At 65.5% G+C, this 20,452-nt stretch carries 15 protein-coding genes and 1 riboswitch; of the genes, 3 read left to right on the top strand and 12 right to left on the bottom strand.

The window, feature by feature from the left end; all coding sequences use genetic code 11:
- The 3 genes from IF809_RS31825 to IF809_RS31815 all read right to left on the bottom strand — a co-directional run bounded on the left by IF809_RS31825 (position 1) and on the right by IF809_RS31815 (position 2,715).
- A complete protein-coding gene (locus IF809_RS31825; protein WP_128963274.1) occupies positions 1–609 on the bottom strand; it encodes a 2-hydroxychromene-2-carboxylate isomerase in 609 nt (202 codons plus the stop codon).
- An 89-nt stretch (positions 610–698) separates the two neighbouring features.
- Entirely contained in the window at positions 699–2,033 is a 1,335-nt protein-coding gene (locus IF809_RS31820; protein WP_462839509.1) for an MATE family efflux transporter, read from the bottom strand.
- An 85-nt stretch (positions 2,034–2,118) separates the two neighbouring features.
- A complete protein-coding gene (locus IF809_RS31815; RefSeq protein WP_128963276.1) occupies positions 2,119–2,715 on the bottom strand; it encodes a DUF2239 family protein in 597 nt (198 codons plus the stop codon).
- Positions 2,716–2,858: 143 nt separating this feature from the next.
- Here IF809_RS31815 and IF809_RS31810 point away from each other — a divergent pair, with 143 nt between their 5' ends.
- A complete protein-coding gene (locus IF809_RS31810) occupies positions 2,859–3,524 on the top strand; it encodes a glutathione S-transferase family protein (protein ID WP_453994029.1) in 666 nt (221 codons plus the stop codon).
- 27 nt (positions 3,525–3,551) lie between these two features.
- Here IF809_RS31810 and IF809_RS31805 read toward each other — a convergent pair whose 3' ends face one another.
- On the bottom strand, positions 3,552–4,847 hold the full coding sequence (locus IF809_RS31805) for an MFS transporter (RefSeq protein ID WP_462839508.1): 1,296 nt from the start codon (positions 4,845–4,847) through the stop codon (positions 3,552–3,554).
- An 87-nt stretch (positions 4,848–4,934) separates the two neighbouring features.
- A complete protein-coding gene (ggt, locus tag IF809_RS31800; RefSeq protein WP_462839507.1) occupies positions 4,935–6,683 on the bottom strand; it encodes a gamma-glutamyltransferase in 1,749 nt (582 codons plus the stop codon).
- A gap of 103 nt (positions 6,684–6,786) precedes the next feature.
- On the opposite strand from ggt, the gene IF809_RS31795 reads away from it, so the two are divergent.
- Positions 6,787–8,172 carry an MFS transporter gene (locus IF809_RS31795; RefSeq protein WP_462839506.1) on the top strand — a complete coding sequence of 462 codons (1,386 nt, stop codon included), beginning with the start codon at positions 6,787–6,789 and terminating at the stop codon, positions 8,170–8,172.
- Positions 8,173–8,320: 148 nt separating this feature from the next.
- Here IF809_RS31795 and purH read toward each other — a convergent pair whose 3' ends face one another.
- From purH to IF809_RS31780, 3 genes are all read right to left on the bottom strand, one after another.
- Positions 8,321–9,913 (bottom strand): bifunctional phosphoribosylaminoimidazolecarboxamide formyltransferase/IMP cyclohydrolase, encoded by a 1,593-nt coding sequence (purH, locus tag IF809_RS31790; protein ID WP_462839505.1) that lies wholly within the window; start codon positions 9,911–9,913, stop codon positions 8,321–8,323.
- 24 nt (positions 9,914–9,937) lie between these two features.
- A riboswitch (ZMP/ZTP riboswitch) is annotated at positions 9,938–10,019 on the bottom strand.
- Between the two features lie 60 nt (positions 10,020–10,079).
- On the bottom strand, positions 10,080–11,798 hold the full coding sequence (locus IF809_RS31785) for a heparinase II/III family protein (RefSeq protein ID WP_453983764.1): 1,719 nt from the start codon (positions 11,796–11,798) through the stop codon (positions 10,080–10,082).
- A gap of 157 nt (positions 11,799–11,955) precedes the next feature.
- Entirely contained in the window at positions 11,956–13,302 is a 1,347-nt protein-coding gene (locus IF809_RS31780; RefSeq protein WP_462839504.1) for an RsmB/NOP family class I SAM-dependent RNA methyltransferase, read from the bottom strand.
- Positions 13,303–13,489: 187 nt separating this feature from the next.
- On the opposite strand from IF809_RS31780, the gene IF809_RS31775 reads away from it, so the two are divergent.
- Positions 13,490–13,687 (top strand): DUF1674 domain-containing protein, encoded by a 198-nt coding sequence (locus tag IF809_RS31775; protein ID WP_462839503.1) that lies wholly within the window; start codon positions 13,490–13,492, stop codon positions 13,685–13,687.
- A gap of 39 nt (positions 13,688–13,726) precedes the next feature.
- On the opposite strand, the gene cysN is transcribed toward IF809_RS31775, so the two are convergent.
- The 4 genes from cysN to IF809_RS31755 form a co-directional block, all read right to left on the bottom strand.
- On the bottom strand, positions 13,727–15,622 hold the full coding sequence (gene cysN, locus IF809_RS31770) for a sulfate adenylyltransferase subunit CysN (RefSeq protein ID WP_462839502.1): 1,896 nt from the start codon (positions 15,620–15,622) through the stop codon (positions 13,727–13,729).
- The gene (gene cysD, locus IF809_RS31765; RefSeq protein WP_462839517.1) at positions 15,622–16,572 is read right to left on the bottom strand and encodes a sulfate adenylyltransferase subunit CysD; all 951 of its coding nucleotides are present in this window, start codon (positions 16,570–16,572) and stop codon (positions 15,622–15,624) included. Before cysD ends, cysN begins: the two co-directional genes overlap by 1 nt.
- A 20-nt stretch (positions 16,573–16,592) precedes the next feature.
- Positions 16,593–19,064 carry an FAD/NAD(P)-binding protein gene (locus IF809_RS31760; RefSeq protein ID WP_462839501.1) on the bottom strand — a complete coding sequence of 824 codons (2,472 nt, stop codon included), beginning with the start codon at positions 19,062–19,064 and terminating at the stop codon, positions 16,593–16,595.
- A 140-nt stretch (positions 19,065–19,204) separates the two neighbouring features.
- A partial coding sequence (locus IF809_RS31755; protein WP_462839500.1) for a methyl-accepting chemotaxis protein occupies positions 19,205–20,452 on the bottom strand: 1,248 nt, incomplete at its 5' end.

The raw sequence follows: 20,452 nt of genomic DNA, 5'->3' as shown, positions 1-20,452 counted from the left end.
CTACATTCCCAGCACCATCTCCTCGACCTCGCGCAGCTGTTCCTTGCCGAAGAACATCTCGTTGCCGACGAAGAACGTCGGCGAGCCGAACGCGCCGCGGGCGACCGCCTCCTCGGTGTTCTTGATCAGTCTGCCCTTCACTTCGCCCTCCTGGGCGCGGGCGAACAGTTTTTGGGCGTCGAGTCCCGAGGACGCCAGCGCCTTCGCGGCGACTTCAGGATCGTCCATCTTCTTCGGTTCGCGCCACATGTGGTGGAAGGCGGCATCGACGTATTTCTCGAACACGCCCTCGAGCTGTGCTGCGATCGCCGCGCGCATCAGGTTGAGGGTGTTGACGGGGAAGTGCGGATTCCAGACATAGGGCTGGACGTGGAAGCGCTTGATGAAGCGCTCGGTCTCGACCTGCTGGAATTCGCGCTTGTTCTTGACGCCTGCGAGCGTCTCGGCCGGCGATCTGTTGTTGGTCGACTTGAAGATGCCGCCGAGCAGGATCGGCACATATTCGAATTTGACGCCGATGCGCTGCTCGATCGCCGCGATCGCCAGGTGGCTGAGATAGGCGTTCGGGCTGCCGAAATCGAACAGGAATTGCGGGGCTATGCGGGGCAAATTCGTTCTCCCTGAGGTCGCTTTTGCCCATTGTGGCGCAGGGCGCGGCGCAGGTCCACCGTTTAATGATGATCATAATATCTTGGCGATCAGATCAAGCGCCGGATCGCCTGCTTGCGCCACAGCAGGAGGTAAAAGCCCATCTGCAGGACGAACATGCTGCAGAACACGATCGGATAGGCGGCCCAGACGCCCTCGAGGCCGACGACGCGGCTGAGGAATATCGCGGACGGCAGCTCGATCGCGACAATCGCGAAGATGGACAGCAGCATCGGCGTCAGCGCCACGCCGGCGGCCCGCATCGCGCCGGAGAACGTCGTGGCCAGGCCGAAAGGCACTGAGCTCCACAGCGCGACGAAGAGCAGGCCCTTCGCCAGATCGAGCACAGCGCCGTCGGTGATGAAGATGCCGAGCACGGCGCGCGGGGCGAGATAGATCAACGCCACCAGTCCGCCGGTCAGCACGAGGTTGAACGCAAGCCCGGTGCGGACGATGCCATCGAGCCGTGCCCGGTCGCCGCCGCCGATCGCGTGCGCCCCGAGAATCGAGACCGCAATCGAGATCGACATCGCCGTGAACTGCGTATAGCCCATCACCTGGTTCACGGCGCCGTAGGCCGCGGTGGCGTCCGATCCAAAGCCGTTGACCAGGTCGAGCAGAACCAGCTCGGCAATCGCCATCACGACCATGCCGACCGCACTGGGCAACCCAATTCCGAGGACTTGTCCCATCACCGCGCGGTTGAGCCTGATATGGCGCAGCAGCGCGATGTCAGGCGCGAGAGCATGCTTCGTCCGCAGCAGGTAGATGGCCAGCACGATCAGCGTCAGCGCATTGGAGATTGCAGCCGCCCAGGCGGGACTGGTGATGCCGACCGCGCCGCGGATCAGCATCGGCGTCAGGATCAGGCCAATCGTCGTGGACACCGCCAGCGCCAGCAGCGGAGTCACGGCATCGCCGACGCCGCGGATCATCGCCGTCACCAGCAGGAAGACAAACCCGAGCGGCATCGTCAGCATCATGATTCGAGCATAGGCGCTGGCCGCGTCGAGAATGTCGGGAGGCGTTGCGAGCGCCATCATCAGCCGCCGGCTGAAAAGTCCGCCAAGCAGCCCAATCGATATCGAGAGCAGCAGGCCGGCTGCGAGCGTGGTGCCGACGACGATCTTGATTCGGCCGTGCTCGCCCGCGCCGAAGGCTTGGCCGATCAGCACGGTGGCACCCGTACTCAATCCCATGACGAAGGCGAACAGGAAGAAGAACACCGGGAAAAAAGTCGAGACGGCTGCGAGCGCGTCCACGCCGATCATATGGCCGAGATAGACATTGCTGACGGTGCCGAACAGGGATTGCAGCGCATTGCTCAGCATCAACGGCGTGAGAAAGCGCAGGAAGTTTTTCCAGAGCGGTATTGAAGCGGACATGGGAGTGCCTTTCATCGGGCATGCAGGACCGTTGCCGCGCAATGCGTGGCTCGGCCGTTGATGGGTGAGGGTTTGCTGCGCGCGTCTACGCGCGGTCGCTGTAGGCGAGCTTGACGATGTGGTCGCGAATGTCGGTAGGCCATTCGGCGATCAGCGTGGTGAAGCGCCGCCGGTCATCGGCAAACAGCGCGCGCGAAGCTTCCTCGAACTGCGGCAGATTGCCAGCCATGGTCGACATGAAGTGATACGCCGCATCGCGCGCCTGTCGCTCGCGGTCCTTGTCTCCGCTTGCGCGCCGCGCCTCGTCGACGAGCTTGCGCAGCGCGACCGAGGCGCCGCCCGGCTGCGCGCCGAGCCATTCCCAGTGCCGGGGCAGCAGCGTCACCTCGCGCGCGACGACGCCAAGCTTGGGCCGGCCGCGCCCGCGCGGTTCGGTCGGTGCGGCAGTCTCCTCGACCGGCGGCGGGATCAGCTTCGCCAGGCGTGCCAGCACCTCGCGATCCCCGCCGCGCAGATCGAAGTCGATCGACCGGCCCGTGGCATCCTCGAAGATGACGATGGGCTCGTCCGGCCGCGGCGCCACCCGCTTGACGACCAGCGCGACCTCTCCAGCCGGCCCGGAGACCAGGCGACGCGGCCCCTGGAAGGCCGTAAAAATCCTCTGCATTGAAATCATTGCCATATTGACGACGTCAGGTCGCTTAATACCCGGGTAAATAGCCGCCGTCAATATGGTGAAATGCCCGCGCCGATGGCTCGACATTATGTTCCCGGACTGGCAGGTACCCGGCGGACCAACCACGCTCAAATCTTGAGGATCTCGCGATGCTGACCGTCCACCACCTCAACAATTCGCGCTCGCAGCGCGTGCTGTGGCTGCTCGAGGAGCTGGGCGTTCCTTACGAGATCGTGCGCTACCAGCGTCAGCCCGATATGCGCGCCCCGAAGGAGCTGCGTGCGATCCATCCGCTCGGCAAGTCGCCCGTCATCACCGACAACGGCAACACCATCGCCGAGTCAGGCGCGATCATCGAATATCTCATCGCCACCTACGGCAAGGGCCGGCTGATCCCGCCGCCCGATACACCGGAGCGGCTCCGCTACACCTATTGGCTGCACTATGCGGAAGGATCGGCGATGTCGCCGCTGCTGCTGAAGCTGCTGTTCACGCTGATGCCGAAGCGCGCGCCGGCGCTGCTTCGTCCGCTGGTACGCAAGGTCTCGAACCAGGCGCTGACCGCGCTGGTCAATCCGCAGCTCAAGCAGCATATGGACTACTGGGAAGGTGAGCTCGCGAAAAGCGAATGGTTCGCCGGCAACGCGTTCACGGCCGCCGATATCCAGATGAGCTTTCCGCTCGAAGCCGCGCAAGCGCGCGGTGGGCTCGAGCAGGGCCATCCGAAGGCGATGGCGTTCCTGGAGCGTATCCATGCGCGACCGGCCTATGCGCGCGCCCTCGAGAAGGGCGGCACATACCAAGTGGGGCGGTAAGTTTCCTCGCCGCCCCGCGATGACCTCTCAATCGGCGTGCAGCACGCGCCCACGCGTTTCCGGCAGCGCGAAGGCGGCGATGAAAAACACCGCGTAGGCGACGACCGCGAAGATCGCGATCGCATTGGCCAGCGACGTCGTCGCCGACAGCGCGCCCACGAGGAATGGAAACAGCGCACCGATGCCGCGGCCGAAATTGTAGCAGAAGCCCTGACCTGAGCCGCGCAGCCGCGTCGGAAAGAGTTCGGTCAGGAATGCGCCGACCCCGGAGAAATAGCCCGAGGCGAAGAAGCCGAGCGGGAAACCAAGCACCCAGAGGATTTCGTTGGTGAGCGGCAGCTGCGTATAGAGCAGCACCACGGCCATCGCTCCGATCGAGAAGATCAGGAACAGGTTGCGCCGCCCGATCCGGTCGGCGAGCCAGGCGCCGGTGAGATAGCCGATGAAGGAGCCGATGATCAGCGTCGAGAGATAGCCGGTCGAGCCGACGATCGACAGATGCCGCTCTTTGGTCAGGAACTGCGGCACCCAGAACGTGACGGCGTAGTAGCCGCCCTGGCAGCCGGTGGCCATGAGCGAGGCCAGAACCGTGGTCTTCACGATCGGGAAAGTGAAGATCTCCCACAGCTTTGGATGGCTGCCCGTTTCCGCGTGCCTGGCGCGTGCGGCGGCTGCGACCTCCGGCTCGGTCACGGAGCGGCGGATGTAGAACACCAGCAGCGCCGGTAGCGCGCCGATCACGAACATCCAGCGCCATGCCGTCTCCGCCGGCATGAGCGAGAACAGGATCGCCTGCGACAGCACCGCAAGGCCCCAGCCGACGGCCCAGCCCGACTGCACCGAGCCGACCGCGCGCCCGCGATATTGAGGCCGGATCGCCTCGCCCATCAGCACGGCGCCGGCGGCCCACTCGCCGCCGAAGCCGAGGCCCAGCACGGCGCGTGCGATCAGCAATTGCTCGAAGTTTTGCACGATTGCGCAGACCAGCGAGAAGACCGAGAACCAGATGATGGTGATCTGAAGTGTTCTTACCCGGCCGATATGATCGGAGAGATAACCGCCAAGCCAGCCGCCGATGGCAGAAGCCAGCAGCGTTACCGTGCCGGCAAGACCGGCAGAACCCGCATCGACCTTCCACAACGCGATGATGGTGCCGATCACCAGCGGATAGATCATGAAATCCATGCCGTCGAGCGCCCAGCCCGCCGCGCAGGCCCAGAAGGTTCGGCGCTCGGCGACATTCATGTCGCGATAAAAGGCGAGAAGGCTGGTATCCTCGATCTCGGCGCGCTCGATGCGTCCAGTCGGATCGGCTGTTGTCATGTGCGTTTCCCCGGCAAAAATCTTCTGCCCGGCGGTGGTAGCACGCGCAGGTCGCGACGCAAGCCGCCGTGCCATGCAAGGACAGCGTTACTGTCCCGCCGCTTCCGCACCGCGCGTGCGCGGATCGGGCGCGCCGAGCGGCCCGTTCGGCGTCGCGAGAATTGAATTGGCCGACGTCTGCCCCATCGGCTCGACGATGAGATGGTCCATTGCCTTCAGCTCGAACATCACATCGTCGGGAAAGCCGTGCTCGACGCGCACCTCGTCCGGCAGCCATTGATGATGCAACCGCGGCGCGGCGACCGCGGCTGCGATGTCCATCTTGTAGTCAAGCACGTTGACGATCACCTGCAGCACGGTCGAGATGATACGGCTGCCGCCGGGCGAGCCCGTCACCAGCACCGGCTTTCCGTCTTTCAGCACGATGGTCGGCGACATCGAGGACAGTGGCCGCTTGCCGGGTCCGGGCAGGTTGGCCTCGTAGCCCACGAGGCCGTAAGCATTGGAGGCGCCGACGGCCGCGGTGAAATCGTCGAGCTCGTTGTTGAGCAGCACGCCGGTTCCGTCTGCGACGAGACCGACACCGTAGCTGAAGTTCAGCGTATAGGTGTTGCTGACCGCGTTGCCGCTGCTGTCGACGACGGAATAGTGGGTGGTGTTGCTGCCCTCCCGCGGCGAGGCGGCGGTGGCCACGAGATCCTTTGACGGCGTCGCGTGCTCGGTGGAAATGCCGGCGCGCAGCTTGGCGGCATAGTCCTTCGCAATCAGCGTTTCGATCGGCGCGTTGACGAAGGCGGGATCGCCGAGATAGCGCGCCCGGTCCGCGTAGGCGCGCTTCATGGCTTCGATCAACAGATGCAGCGACGCAGGCGAGCCCTGCTTGAAGTCCGCGAGCTGAAAACCTTCGAGGATGTTGAGGCTCTCCAGCAGCACCACGCCGCCCGACGACGGCAGCGGCATCGAGACGATGTCGTAGCCTCGATAGGTGCCGCGCACCGGGGTGCGGATCACGGCTCGATAGGCCTTCAGGTCAGCCGGCGTCATGATGCCGCCGGCGCCCGACACGGCCTTGGCGATCTTCTCCGCCACCGCTCCCTCGTAGAAGCCGCGCGGTCCTTCGGCGGCGACACGCGCCAGCGTGTCGGCGAGATCGCTCTGCACCAGCCTGTCGCCTTCGCCGAGGGGCCTGCCGTCGGGCTTCACGAAAATCTTTGCGGAGGATGGCCAGCGCGCGAGCCGCGCTGACCAGCCGGGCAACGTATCGGCGACGTCGTCGGTAACGATAAATCCGTCGCGCGCGAGCGCGATCGCCGGTTCGAGCAGTTGCGCCAGCGTGAACTTGCCCGAGCCGTATTTCTCGAGTGCCAGCGCAAAGCCGGCGACCGTGCCGGGCACGCCGATGCCAAGCCCGGAATCGCGCGACTTGGCGGGATCAGGCCTGCCGTCGGGTCCGAGGAAGATTTGCGCCGTGGTCGCTGCAGGCGCGGTCTCGCGATAGTCGATCGCGATGTCCTCGTTGCGCTCGGCGAAATGGATCAGCATGAATCCGCCGCCGCCGATATTGCCAGCGCGCGGATAAGTCACCGCCATCGCGAAGCCTGTCGCGACCGCCGCATCGACGGCGTTGCCGCCGCGCCGCAGGATATCGGCACCGACTTGCGCGGATATCTTTTCCTGTGCCACCACCATGCCGTGCTCGGCACGAACAGCGTGCACGGTGTCGAGCGCCGGTGGGACATAAGCCTGCCGCGCATCCTGCGCGGTTGCTGATGCAAGGCCAAACGCCAGGGTGGCGAGAAGCGCGAGAAAACTTCGCCGTGTCGAAATTGACGCCATGATCAAATTTCCGCCGAGCCTTCGGGCTAATTCACGCACCGCGCTGCAATGCTATACGGTTTACGCTAAGAGGGACAAAACTGTTTGTGATGAGGACTGCGCAATGACGACGATCGCCCCGGACGCGCGCATGGCCGGCGCCCCGCGGACCTATCCGCCGCGCGCCGCCGTCGTCAGCTGGATCTTCTTCGACTGGGCCGCGCAGCCTTATTTCACGCTGATCACGACCTTTGTGTTCGCGCCCTATTTTGCCACCAGCGTCGCGCCAGACCCCGCCGCGGGGCAATCGCTGTGGGGATTTGCCATGGCAGCAGCCGGCATGGCGATTGCGCTGTTGTCGCCCGTGCTCGGCGCCATCGCGGACGCTGCGGGCCGCCGCAAGCCCTGGATCGCTGCGTTCGGCGCGGTGCTGGTGCTGGCCTCCTGCGCGCTGTGGATCGGCAAGCCCGGCGATCACGCCATCATTCCGCCGCTGCTGACCGCGGTCGCGCTCGCCAGCGTCGGCGCGGAATTCGCCACCGTCTTCAACAATGCGATGATGCCGACGCTGGTGCCGCCGGAGCGCATCGGCCGGCTCTCTGGCACCGGCTGGGCCACAGGCTATATCGGCGGCATCGTCAGCTTGATCATCGTGCTCGGCTTTCTCGCGGCCAATCCCGAGACTGGTCGCACGCTGCTTGGCTTCACACCGCTGTTCGGGCTCGATCCCGCCACCCACGAAGGCGATCGCGCTGCCGGACCGTTGACCGGGCTGTGGTTCATCGTCTTCGTCACGCCGATGTTCCTGTTCACGCCCGATTATCCGGCGAAGCGTCCGGTGCGCGAGGCGCTGCACGAAGGCCTCGCCAATCTGAGGCGGTCGCTGAAGAGCTTGCCGCAGCAGAAGTCGCTCGCCGCGTTCCTGCTCGCCAACATGATCTACACCGATGGCCTGGTGTCGCTGTTCGCATTCGGCGGCATCTACGCCGCAGGCACGTTCGGCTGGCACACGATCCAGATCGGCACGTTCGGAATCATCCTCGCCATCGCCGGCACCTTCGGGGCGTGGCTTGGCGGCAAGCTCGACGACTTCCTCGGTCCCAAGCGCGTCATCGCCGGCAGCATGCTGATCCTGCTGCTTTCCGTGGCAGCGATCCTGCTCGTCGACAAGGACAGCGTGCTGTTCGTCAAGGTCGCGCAGCCAGTGCCGGGCGGTCCATTGTTTGGTGCCGCCGCCGAGCGGGCCTATGTCGTGCTGGGTTGCCTGATCGGCGCGGCAGGCGGCCCGCTTCAGGCCGCGTCACGCACGCTGCTGATCCGCCTCGCGCCGAAGGATCGCATCGCCCAGTATTTTGGCCTGTTCGCGTTGACCGGAAAGGTGACGTCCTTCATCGGCCCGCTGCTGATCGGCGTGATCACCGCAGTGACCGCGAGCCAGAAGGCCGGCATGGCCGTGCTGGTGGTGTTCTTCGTCGCTGGACTGGCGCTGCTGATGCGGGTGCGGGAGTAGCGCGCATCGCGCAATCCCATCCCCGTCATTGCGAGGAGCCCGCGACAAAATTGCGTGGCAATTTTGCGCTGGCGACGAAGCAATCCAGACTGCCTCCTCGAACGGATCCTGGATTGCTTCGCTTCGCTCGCAATGACGAGTTGATAAATCAGTGCCTGAAGTGCCGCGTTCCCGTGAACACCATGGCGATACCGTGCTCGTCGGCGGCCTTGATCACCTCGTCGTCGCGCATCGAGCCGCCGGGCTGCACCACGGCAGTAGCGCCGGCTTCGATGCAGGCGAGCATGCCGTCGGCGAACGGGAAGAATGCGTCCGACGCCACCACCGAACCCTTGGTGAGCGGCTCGGCGAGCTTCAGCTCGTTCGCCGCATCCTGCGCCTTGCGCGCCGCGATCCGCGCTGAATCCACGCGGCTCATCTGGCCCGCGCCGATGCCGACGGTGGCGAGATCCTTGGCGTAGATGATGGTGTTGGACTTGACGTGCTTGGCCACGCGGAAGGCGAACTTGAGGTCGCGCATCTCCGCGTCGGTTGGCGCACGCCTGGTTACGACCTTGAACGTCATGTCGTCGACCACGGCGTTGTCTCGGCTTTGCACCAGAAGGCCGCCCGCGACGGTCTTGGCGGTCAGGCCAGGCGCGCGCGGATCCGGCAGGCTGCCGGCAAGCAGCAGGCGCAAATTCTTGCGCGCGCCGATGATGGCAATTGCCTCTTCGCTCGCATCTGGCGCGATGATCACCTCGGTGAAGATCTTGGTGATCTCGCGCGCGGTGTCGGCATCGAGCGGCCGGTTCATCGCGATAATGCCGCCGAAGGCCGAGGTGGAATCGCAGGCCAGCGCCTTGCGATAGGCCTCGACGAGGTTAGCGCCTTCCGCGACGCCGCAGGGATTGGCGTGCTTGACGATGACGCAGGCCGCGGTGCGTTTGGTGTCAAATTCGCCGATGCACTCATAGGCCGCATCGGTGTCGTTGATGTTGTTGTAGGAGAGCTCCTTGCCCTGGAGCTGTCGTGCGGTCGAGACGCCCGGGCGCTTGTCGGGCGTGGCATAGAACGCCGCGGTCTGGTGCGGGTTCTCGCCGTAGCGCAGCGACTGGATCAGCCTGCCGCCGAAGGCGCGGAAGTCGGGCGCATCGATTTCGAGCTGGCGATTGAACCAGTTCGAGATCGCGGCGTCGTAAGCCGCGGTGCGGGCATAGGCCTTTGCGGCCAGCCGCCGGCGCAGCTTCAGCGTCGTCGCGCCGTTGTTGGCGGCGATCTCCTCTAACACGGCCTTGTAGTCGTCTGCTTCGACCACGACGGCGACGTCGTCATGGTTCTTGGCGGCGGCGCGGATCATCGCGGGTCCGCCGATGTCGATATTCTCGATGCAATCCTCGAAGCCCGCGCCTTTTTCGACGGTGGCTTCGAACGGATAGAGATTGACGACGAGCAGGTCGATCGGCGCGATGCCGTGCGCCTTCATCGCCTCCGCATGCTCCTTGTTGTCGCGGATCGCGAGCAGGCCGCCATGCACCTTCGGGTGCAGCGTCTTGACGCGGCCATCCATCATCTCGGGGAAGCCCGTGAGGTCGGAGACGTCCTTCACCTTGAGGCCGGCCGCGGCGATCGCCTTCGCGGTGCCGCCGGTCGAGACCAGCTCGACGTCATGGGCGGCAAGGGCCTTGGCGAACTCGATCAGGCCTGATTTGTCCGAGACGGACAGAAGGGCGCGGGTGACGCGGCGGGGGTGGTCAGTCATGAGCAAGATCCTCTGCTAAGGGAGTGTCTATGCCCAGGCGCGCGGCGGATATCTGTCGCGCTTCCCGATGGTGCTCCATCCAAGGTCGCCAGTCGCGCGAACGAGCGCTCGATAGCAGTTTTCGGCGTCGTTCACAACGCTCAGATCGGGCCGAATCGTGCCTCTTTTACAGCGGGAGTTCCGGCTCGCGCCGGGCGTTGCGGCGGGCATTGGTCACCGCGGGCGAGGCGGAGGAGCGGACAAAGCTCCAGCGGATCGAGGGCGCCTGACGGGCGTCCTGGCGGATCACGATCTGGGCGGTACGGCGCGGGCCGTCATTGCCGGCCAGGAACACGCTGTCCTCGAGATCGACCTTGTCGTCCAGGGCTTCGAATGTCCAGACGTCGCGGTTCGGCAGCACCAGCATGACGCCGCGTGCGTCCGAGAGCCGGCTCGCCTTGACCGCCGGATGCAGGTGGAAGCGCAGCGCAAAATCGGCGCCGGCACCCTTGAGGCGCGCGCCTTGGGGCGGCGACAGCGTGTCCTCGCCGTCGATCCGCGCGCCGTCATTGGCTACCATCAGCACGCGGCGATGGATCACGCCGAACTTGGCAAGATAGCCGTCATGCGAGGTCGTCAGCAGCGTGCCGTCCTGCACGATCTCGCGATAGCTCTCGACATCGTGGGGGCCGCTGATAACGGGTGCGCCGTGCAGCAGCCGCTTCATTGCCGACATCTCGACGAACTGGCAGGACGAGGTGTCGTGATAAGTCAGCGTCGAATGCGCCGCGGTGCCGCGCGCGAAGGGCCGCCAATTGTCGCGGCCTGTGGTCGGCATGCCGCAATTGGTGACGATGCGGCTGGTGCCGGAGGACAATTCGAACGACAGGCAGCCGGCATGTGCATCGTGACTGACGCCGGGCGGCGGCGGCGGGCCCGTGTCGATGATCACAGTGGTCGGGCCGGCATCGAGGCGCTGGAAGCCGGTGTGCGGCATGTTCGCCATCGGCGCGCCATGGGTATCGTCATAGGCGAGCAGCGTCGCGAGCAGGTCCGACGGCGTCGCGCTCATGCCGTTGAACAGCGCGAAATTGCCGTCGCCGTGCCGGAAGAAGCGCAGCATCGGCATCATGCGGTCGATCGCATTGAGCAAGGCCGGCGGAGGCGCGATGTTGCGCGCGGCAAAGGTCTGTCGCAGCGGCAGCAGGTCGATCAGGAGCTCGATCAGCGCACCCGGATTGCGGGAGATGTGTCCGCCGTCGGGGAGGATCTGCCGCTGCAATTCGTCCGAGAGCTTCTTCGACGCGCTGCGGATATGACGGGCCTGGTTGGCGAGGCAGAGCGTCGTGTAGCACAGCGCGATCTGCACCTGGAGCTTCGGCACACCGTCCGGGATGTTGACCATGGTGTAGCGCAGCAAGCGGATCTCGCGTGCGAGTCCGCGCAGGTAGCGGCGGTAGAACTTGTTGTCGGTGTCGTTGAGCACCAATGGCGCCTGCGACAGCAGCGAGATCACGCGGCGCGCCAGCACGTCGGCGCGGCGGGCGACAGGGCGGCGCTTGTTGGCGGGGTTGCCGATCCAGTCCTCGACCAATGCGCGCGCATTCGCCCGGGTCAGGGCGGTGTCGGCGGCGCGCAGGTGCCGGAGCCAGCCGAAGCCGAGCAGCGCGACCTCCCAGTCCTCGGAGGGCGGATCGAGATCGAAGATCGAGCGGCCGTGGCAGTTGACGATCTTGCCGGCGAATACGAAGCGTCCGGCATAGATCTCGGCGGCGCGCGTCGCATCCGCGGTGCGCAAGTCATGCGGCGCGATGATCAGCCGATCGGTCCGCCCGGGCCAGACCCGCGACAGCGCCACGGAACCACCGCTCGCGCGCGCGAGCACGTTCCGCGCGAAGCGGTTCATCACCAGCGTCGAGATACGTCTGCGTTGAGCGACCGACACGCCTTGCCTTGAAGGGGGAGAGGATTCCGACGAATCCTTATTAATCCCAAAATCGGGCGTCTGACACCACCTTGAAAGGCCCCGAATCAGGCTGGCGGTAGCAAAATCCGGTGCAAAATCAGGACTTAACGAGCCGGGCCGCGAAAAATCCGTCGAGGCCGCCGAGCTTCGGGTCGGCGTGCGGCAGGTGGCTCGGCAGAGTTCGTAGATCGCCCTCTTTGGTGATGATCTCGCTGAGCCCGCAGACCTCGCTGGCCTCGATCGGCACGCGGCGAAGCGCGGGCTCTGCGGCCAGCAGCGTAGCGATCGCCTGCTCGCCTTCTTCGGGTTCCAGCGAACATGTGCAGTAAACCAGCGTGCCGCCGGGCTTGAGCAGCGACACGGATTTGCGCAGAAGCCGCTGCTGCAGAACCGTCATTGCGGCGACATCGGATTCCTGCCGCAGCCATGCGACGTCGGGATGCCGACGAATCGTCCCGGTCGAAGTGCAGGGCGCATCGATCAGGATTCCATCGAAGCCCTCTGCCGGTCCCGTCCATTCCACCGCGTCAGCGACCACGGTCTCGGCCTGGAGCGACAGCCGAGTCAGATTTTCGCGCAGGCGCGCCACCCGGGCCGGGGAGCGGTCAAGCGCCGTGACATGGGCGCCTCCCAGTGCCAGCTGCGCGGTCTTGCCGCCGGGAGCGGCACAGAGATCGGCGATGGATTTGCCCTTGATGTCGCCGAACAGCCGGACCGGCAGCGCGGCGGCGGCATCCTGCACCCACCATTGTCCTTCGGCGAAGCCGGGCAGCATCGTGACCGAGCCGTGCAGCAGCGTGCGCACCGATCCGGTCGGCAGCACCTCGCCATGCAGTCGGGTCGCCCATTGCGCGGCGTCGGACTTCACGGTCAGATCGAGCGAAGGCTCGTGGCCGAGCGCGAGCGCCATGTCCCGCGCGGTTGCCTCGCCGTAATGCGCGCTCCAGCGCGCCAGCAGCCAAGGCGGCAGGTCCAACGATTGCGTCGCGACCTCCTCGACCAGCGCCTGGCCCTCGCGCGCACAGCGGCGCAGCACGGCGTTGACGAGGCCGGCATAGCGCGCGGCGCGCCGGTCGGATTGCACCAGACGGACCGAGAGATCGACCGCGGCGTGATCGGGCACGTCCATCCAGAGGATCTGGGCGGCGCCGATCAGCAGTGCGCTCTGTGCGCGCGGCGCATCGGATGGGATGCCCTTGTCGAGCAGGCGCGACAGCACATGGCCGAGCGTGCCGAGCCGGCGCAGGATGGTTGCAACCAGCCGCCGCATCAGCGCGCGATCACGGTCGGCGAGCGTCTTCAGCCCGGGATGGGCGCCGGAGCCGTCGAGCTGGTCGTCAAGCGTGCGGTGCTTGTGCAGAACGCCGTCGACGATGTCGGCAGCGATCCGCCGCGCCGCGAGACCAGGCACTTCGGAGGGAGGAGCAAAACGTTGAGATGGCATGCGGACGTAAGGTTCTGAGCGAGCGGCAGTTCCGCCGAAAGGGGCGCATGCCTTAAGAAGTCCTTGTGTGGCATGCGAATATGCCAAATGTAAGAATGGCCTCTGGCGATTTCAGCCCTTGGCTGCCATTTCAGCAATGCGTTATTGGACGTCGCGCCGGTCTCGATCCTGCGCTAGGACCCGAACGATGAACGACCAGCCTCCCGCTTCCAACCGCAAGCCCTTGCCGCCGGCCGCCCAGCGCGCGCTGGCCGAAGCCGAGGCCCGCCGGCAAGCCGCCGCGGCCAAAGCCGGGACGGCACCCAAGGAGTTGCAGGGGCCGAAGGGACCCGAGCCGACGCGCTACGGCGATTGGGAGCGCAAAGGCATCGCCTCGGATTTTTGAGGCCAGCGGCCTCGCCCGGCAGCCTCCATGATTCCGCCGCTACAGATAATGGTGCTCCTGCAAGTAGCGGATGATGCGCTCGCAGGCCGCCTCGCTCGTCAGTTCCGAAGTGTCGATCGTGATTTCAGGCGCCTGCGGCGCCTCGTAGGGATCGTCGATGCCGGTGAACCCGGGCAGCTCTCCCGCCCGCGCCTTGCGATACAGCCCCTTGGGGTCGCGCCGCTCGCATTCGGCGAGCGGGGTTGCGACATGGATCTCGATGAACTCGCCCGCCTCGACCCGGTGCCGCGCCATCTCGCGCTCGCTGCGGAACGGTGAGATCAGCGCGACCAGGGCGATCATGCCGGCGTCGACGAACAGCGCCGCGATCTCGGCGACGCGCCGGACGTTCTCCATCCTTTCCGAGCTGGAAAAGCCGAGGTCACGATTGATGCCGTGGCGGAGATTGTCGCCGTCGAGCAGCGCCGCATGACGTCCGAACTCAGCCAGCCGCCGGTCGACGAGATTGGCGAGCGTCGATTTGCCGGCGCCGCTGAGCCCCGTGAACCACAGCACGCAGGGTCGCTGCTGCTTGAGCCGCGCGCGCACGGATTTGTCGACGGCGAGCCGTTGCCAGTGAACGTTGGTGGCGCGGCGGAGTGACAGCTCGATCATGCCGGCCGCGGCCGTGCGATGGCTGATCGGGTCGACGAGAATGAAGCTGCCCATCTCGCGACTGTCGCGATAGGCCTCGAACACCAGGGCGCGGTCGAGGCTGAGATGGACATAGCCGATCTGGTTGGCATTGAGCGTGGTGGCGCTTTCCTGCGCCATTGTGTCGATCTCAATGCGGTGCTTGACAGTCGTGATCACTGCGCCGGTCGAAGCGGTGCCGCATTTGAGCATGTAGCGCCGGCCCGGCACCATGGCGTCGTCGTCGAACCAGACGAGATGTGCCGCCAGCTGATCCGAGACGAGCGGTGCCGCTCCCGCGGTCAGCACGTCGCCGCGACTGACGTCGATCTCGTCACTCAATGTCAGTGTTACGGATTGGCCGGCCGCGGCGCGATCGCGCTCGCCAACGGGCGTGAGAATCCGCGCGACACGGGCCCGTCGGCCCGACGGCTGCACCGTGACAGTCTCGCCGACCGAGATCGCTCCGCTGGCGATCCGTCCACTGAAGCCGCGAAACTCCGCATGCGGGCGGTTGACCCATTGCACCGGCAGCCGGAACGGCCGCTCCGAGATATCGCCGGCGACGTCGACCGACTCCAGATAAGCCGTGACTGTCGGCCCGGTGTACCAGGGCATGCGCGTGCTCGCGACGGCGATGTTGTCGCCGTCCGGCGCCACGACCGGGATGCATCGGACCTGCGAAATCCCGAGCTGTCCGGCCAGCGTCAGATATTCGGCGGTGACGGCCGCGAAACGGCCGCCGTCGAAGCCGACCAGATCCATCTTGTTCACGGCGAGCACGACGTGGCGAATGCCGAGCAGCGACAGGATGTGGCCGTGGCGCCGGGTTTGCGTGATCACGCCCTTGCGCGCATCGACCAGCACGACGGCAAGATCGGCATTGGAGGCGCCGGTTGCCATGTTGCGGGTGTATTGCGTGTGTCCCGGCGTGTCGGCAACAATGAAGCGGCGCAGCTTGGTGGCGAAGAACCGGTAGGCGACATCGATGGTGATGCCCTGCTCACGCTCGGCCTGCAGGCCGTCGACCAGCAGTGCGAAATCGAGATCGCCGCCCGTGGTGCCCGCGGTCTTGCTTTCCGATGTCAATGCGTCGAGCTGGTCGTCCAAAAGCGTCTTGGAATCGTAGAGCAGCCGCCCGACCAGCGTGCTCTTGCCGTCGTCGACGCTGCCGCAGGTGACGAAACGCAGGGTCGGGCGATCGCCCTGGGCGAGCCGCGGCGCATCGGGAGCGGCGATCGTGGGGGCCTCGTGATAGGACATCAGAAGTAGCCTTCCGCTTTCTTGCGCTCCATCGAGGCGGGACTGTCGCGATCGATCATGCGTCCCTGCCGTTCGGACGTGCGTGAGGCCGTCATCTCCCGTACGATCTCCGGCAGCGTTGCCGCCGTCGAGATCGTCGCGCCGCTGAGCGGATAGCAGCCCAGCGTGCGAAACCTGACGGAGCGCCAGCGCGGCGCTTCATCCGCAAGCAGCGGCATGCGCTCATCGTCGACCATGATCAGCGTGCCGTCGCGCTCGACCACGGGGCGCTTTGCCGCCAGATAGAGCGGGACGATCGGGATGCTCTCGAGCAGGATGTAGTCCCAGACGTCGAGCTCGGTCCAGTTCGACAGCGGAAACACCCGCATGCTCTCGCCGGGCGCGAGCATCGTGTTGTACAGGCTCCACAGCTCCGGCCGCTGGTTCTTGGGATCCCAGCGATGCGCCGCGCTCCGGTGCGAGAACACGCGCTCCTTGGCGCGCGACTTCTCCTCGTCGCGCCGTGCGCCTCCAATCGCGGCGTCGAAGCCGTGGAGGTCCAGCGCCTGTCGCAACGCCTGCGTCTTCATCACGTCGGTGTAGCGGGCGGAGCCGTGGCTGAAGGGGGTGATGCCCTGGCTCAATCCGTCCTGGTTGGTGTGGACGATCAGGTCGAGGCCGAGCTCACGCGCGCGGCGGTCGCGAAATGCGATCATCTCGCGGAACTTCCAGGTCGTGTCGACATGCAGCAGCGGAAACGGCGGCCTGCCGGGATGAAAAGCCTTCATCGCCAGATGCAGCAGGACCGAGGAATCCTTGCCGATCGAGTAGAGCATGACCGGTTTGCGGAACTCGGCCACGGTCTCGCGCAGGATATGGATGCTTTCCGCTTCGAGGCGACGAAGATGGCTGGTGGCAATGTGGCGCATGGTGGCGTCATCGGACGCGTGGTGCGTCGGCGCTGCCACCATCGTGGGCGCGAGCTGTCCGCTCATGCGGCGGTACCGAGGCAATCGCCGAACAGACGCGCCGCGGTGTCGGTGTCCAGCGAGAGATCACGGATGCAGGCCGCCACGGAGGCGCGATACATCTCGTCGATGCCGTAGCGTCCGATCACCTGGAGCTGAGCCTCACTCAGCGAGGCGGTCTTGCGGCTCCGGTAGCGATAGGCCGTATCAGACCCATGAAGGCCGACCACGGTGTAGATCTTCGGCTCGCTGAGGAAGGTCACGCCCGACCCCTTCGTTTCGATCTGCCCGCGCTCCTTCCAGTCGGTGACGGCGCTTTCGATGAAGCGTTCGCCCAGGCCGAGCCGGTCGAACAGCTTTCGCACCGAGCCGGTCGCGTCCTTGCTGGCTTCATAGACATAGTGCGTCACCGGCACGCCGTGCCGCCTTGCATAGCTCTCGACCCGAAGCGCGTTCAGGGAAGAGATCACATAGTTCTGGATCAGGCGGCCCTCGGGAACGCGATCCGACCACTTCTCGAGCCAGGATGCGAGCGAGCTCGCGGGGTCGCGGTCGAGCATGATCATGTGAAGCTTCTCCGCGGGCCAGCCTGCCTCGATCAGCGGCTGGAGCGGCAGGAATAGGCTTTCAGCCAGGACATAAGGTCCGGCCATTTCCTTGCTGAAGATGTGCGGCTGCTCTGCGGCCGTGGGCGCGGCCCAGGGCTCGCCCGCATTTCCAAGCAAGCGATGGCGCAGGACGACCTTCACCGGCTGGAAGTAAGAGGGTATGCCGGCAACGCCGAACAGATTTGTGAGCGCGGTCGAGCCCACGCGGCAACGCCCCCATGCGCAGTAGAGCGTCGGGAAGTCTTCGGGAGCCCAGTGCCGGAGCGTCTCGGCGAGGCAGTCCCTCACTTCCCACATCAATTCGTCCAGCGCCGCCGGTCTGTTCTGGTACTTGCCGTCAGGCGCGAGGACCATGGTGTCGAGTGAGGGATGATCGCGGCGCACGAGATCGGCCAGGCGGTCGGTTTCTTCGACTGACGTGATGATGGTGCTCATCTCAGGACCTTTCGGGTTGAGGATCGTGTCGACAACGGTCTGGGCGCGGCGCAAATTGATGTCGACCGCGGCGGCGTAGAAGTGCGTGCCCTTGGTCGGAGCGCCGACCGCGTAGACATTCGGATAGGGATTGTCGTGGCGGTCGTGGACGCGGCTGTCGTCATAGCCGCAGCTGATGCCGCCGAGCGGGTCGAATGCGATCAGGCCCTGGCGCTGCATGTCCTGGTAGAGCGGGCTGGTGTCCAGCCGGTAGGACGGTCCCGTCGCGTCGATGACGTAATCGACCTCGCGGCAATCGCCATCGTCCAGGATCGCGCGAAACCGGTCGCCGGTGGCGGTCACGCTGCGCAATCCGGCGCACGTCGAGAGCCTTCCTGACCGCATCAGGTCACGCATGCGGACGGCATTCTCCAGCGGCATCGCCGAGCGGTTGCGAAGCCAGCCGGAATTGTAGACGTCCATGAAGCGCATCTTCTCGGCATCGCTCATCCGGCTCCAGGCCTCGCACATCACGTCGATGACGCTGACGAGATAGGAGTGGACGCTGGGCTCGCCGGTTTCGGCGCGTGCGATGTTGTGTTCGAGATCATCAAGCGCATCGCCTCCGACGTTGCGGCAGGACAGATCGCAGCGGATCCCGGTGGTCTCGAGCAGTAGTTCCGAAAGGCGGGCAGCGAAGGCGTCCGCTTCGATCCGCGCGCGGCTGGTCACATAACCATGCAGAGCGTCGCGGAAGTCGTTCGCGATTTTGGGAACCGTCACCGGCTGCACCGTGGGAAACAGGCCGCTTCTCGAGAAGCAGGTCATCCTGACCGCCTGATGGCTCTTGGCGAGCGCTGCCGCGGTGTCGACCGCGCTGAGCCCGCTTCCGAGGATGCCGACCTCCGTGCCGGGCCGATCGGCGAAAGTGAATTGGGCGTAGGGATCTCTGATGTACTTCGGGTGTGCTGCCAGACCATAGGGATCATCGGGCGGGTTGTGACCCGTGCAGAGGATCAGTGCGGACGAGATGTGCGTGATGTTGCGGTCGGTCGTCAGGAGGACGTCGCGATCCGGCGAGAAGCGCATGCGGACCACCTCGGCATGTTCGACATGAACCGGCACGCCGATGCTCCGGCATTGCGCGATCGCAGCCAATCGCACGGCGTCGAGATAGTCCCGATAGACCATCCGTGGCAGATGCTTGTTGCCGGGGCAGGAGAGACCGCGGGCCTGGAGCCAGCGCAGAAACTCGTCCGCGTCGCCGGAGCGGATCGACATCGTCGACGGCTTCATGTTGAGCAGATGGCAATCGCTCTGGGTGCGATAGGCAACCCCGCCGTCGAAACCGGATTTGTCGAACAGCTGAATTCCGCTGACCGCGCCGTTATCTCGCCCCGATGCGGCGAGCTCCGCCAGATGGCGCAGGATCGTGATGCCGGTTGCGCCGCCGCCGACAATGCTGATGATCATCGCTCAATCCCCCAGATTAACTTGTTTGTCCCAGGCGCGAGCGGGGGCTCGGCGTGGGGGCCTCCCAAGAGCCGTTGGTAATTCGACGCGTCAGAAAGGACTTGCGGCCGGCGTTGTGTCGGCCGCTGGGTGTCCGGGCGTCAGGCCGCCCGCACCGTATCGAGGAATTTCGCAACCTCGTTCTTGAGGCGGCCACTCTCCATCGAGAGTGAGCGCGCGGATGCCAGAACCTGGGTCGACGCCGAACCGGTCGCGCTGGCGCCGTGGCTGACCTGGGCGATCTTGTCGGCAACTTCGACCGTTCCCTTGGCGGCCTCGCTGACGTTGCGTGCGATTTCGGCCGTCGCGGCGCCCTGCTCTTCGATGGTCGCCGCGATCGTCGTCGAGATGTCCGAAATCTTGGAGATGGTCGCGCCGATCGCCTTGATCGCGCCGACCGAGTCTTCCGTGGCCGACTGCATGCCGGCGATCTGCGCGCTGATTTCATCAGTCGCTTTCGCGGTCTGGGCCGCGAGCGCCTTGACCTCGCTGGCCACCACGGCGAAGCCGCGGCCGGACTCGCCGGCGCGTGCCGCTTCGATCGTGGCGTTCAATGCCAGCAGATTGGTCTGCTCCGCGATGGCGGTGATCAATTTCACGACGTCGCCGATCCGGCCTGCGGCCTTCAGCAATTCGTTGATCCGGGCATCGGTGTGCTCGGCCTGCTTCACCGCCTCGCCGGCAATGCGGCTGGAATCATGGACCTGGCGTCCGATCTCGACGACCGATGCGCTCATTTCCTCGGCGGCGGATGCCACGGCCCCGACATTGGTCGAGGCTTCCTCGGATGCCGCGGCCACCATTCCGGAAAGCTGCTCGGTCTCTTCCGCAGTCCCCGACAATGTGCCGGCGGCGGATTCGAGCTGTTGGGAAGCGGACGAAACCGAGTTGATGATGCCGCCGACCGCATCTTCGAACGCGCCGGCCAGCCGGATCATCTCCTGCTTGCGCCGCGTGGCGGCTGCCGCCTCCTGATCCTTCTGCTCGGCTTCCATCTGTTCGATGCGGATCAGATTGTCCCTGAACGTCTGCGCGGCCCGCGCGTTGTCGCCGACTTCGTCGCCGCGTGCGGTATAAGGGATTTCGACAGCCTTGTTGCCGCCGGCCAGTTGCAGCAGCACGTCGCCGATGCGACGGATCGGACGGGCGATGTTGAGCACTGAAAACAGCGCCGAGCCGGCCAGGACAAGGATCACGAGGACGCCGACGGCCAGACTGACCCAGGTCGCCTGCTCCAGCGCAGTCATCAGCTGGCTTTGCCGCAGAGCCGTATATTCGTTGTTGGCGGCGACCAGCTTGTCGACGCGCGTTGAGATTTCCTTAGCGGCCGGACGCAGCCGCTCTTCAAG

It is taken from the genome of Bradyrhizobium sp. UFLA06-24 (genome assembly GCF_054967145.1).
This window is presented reverse-complemented; position numbering and strand designations above follow the sequence as displayed.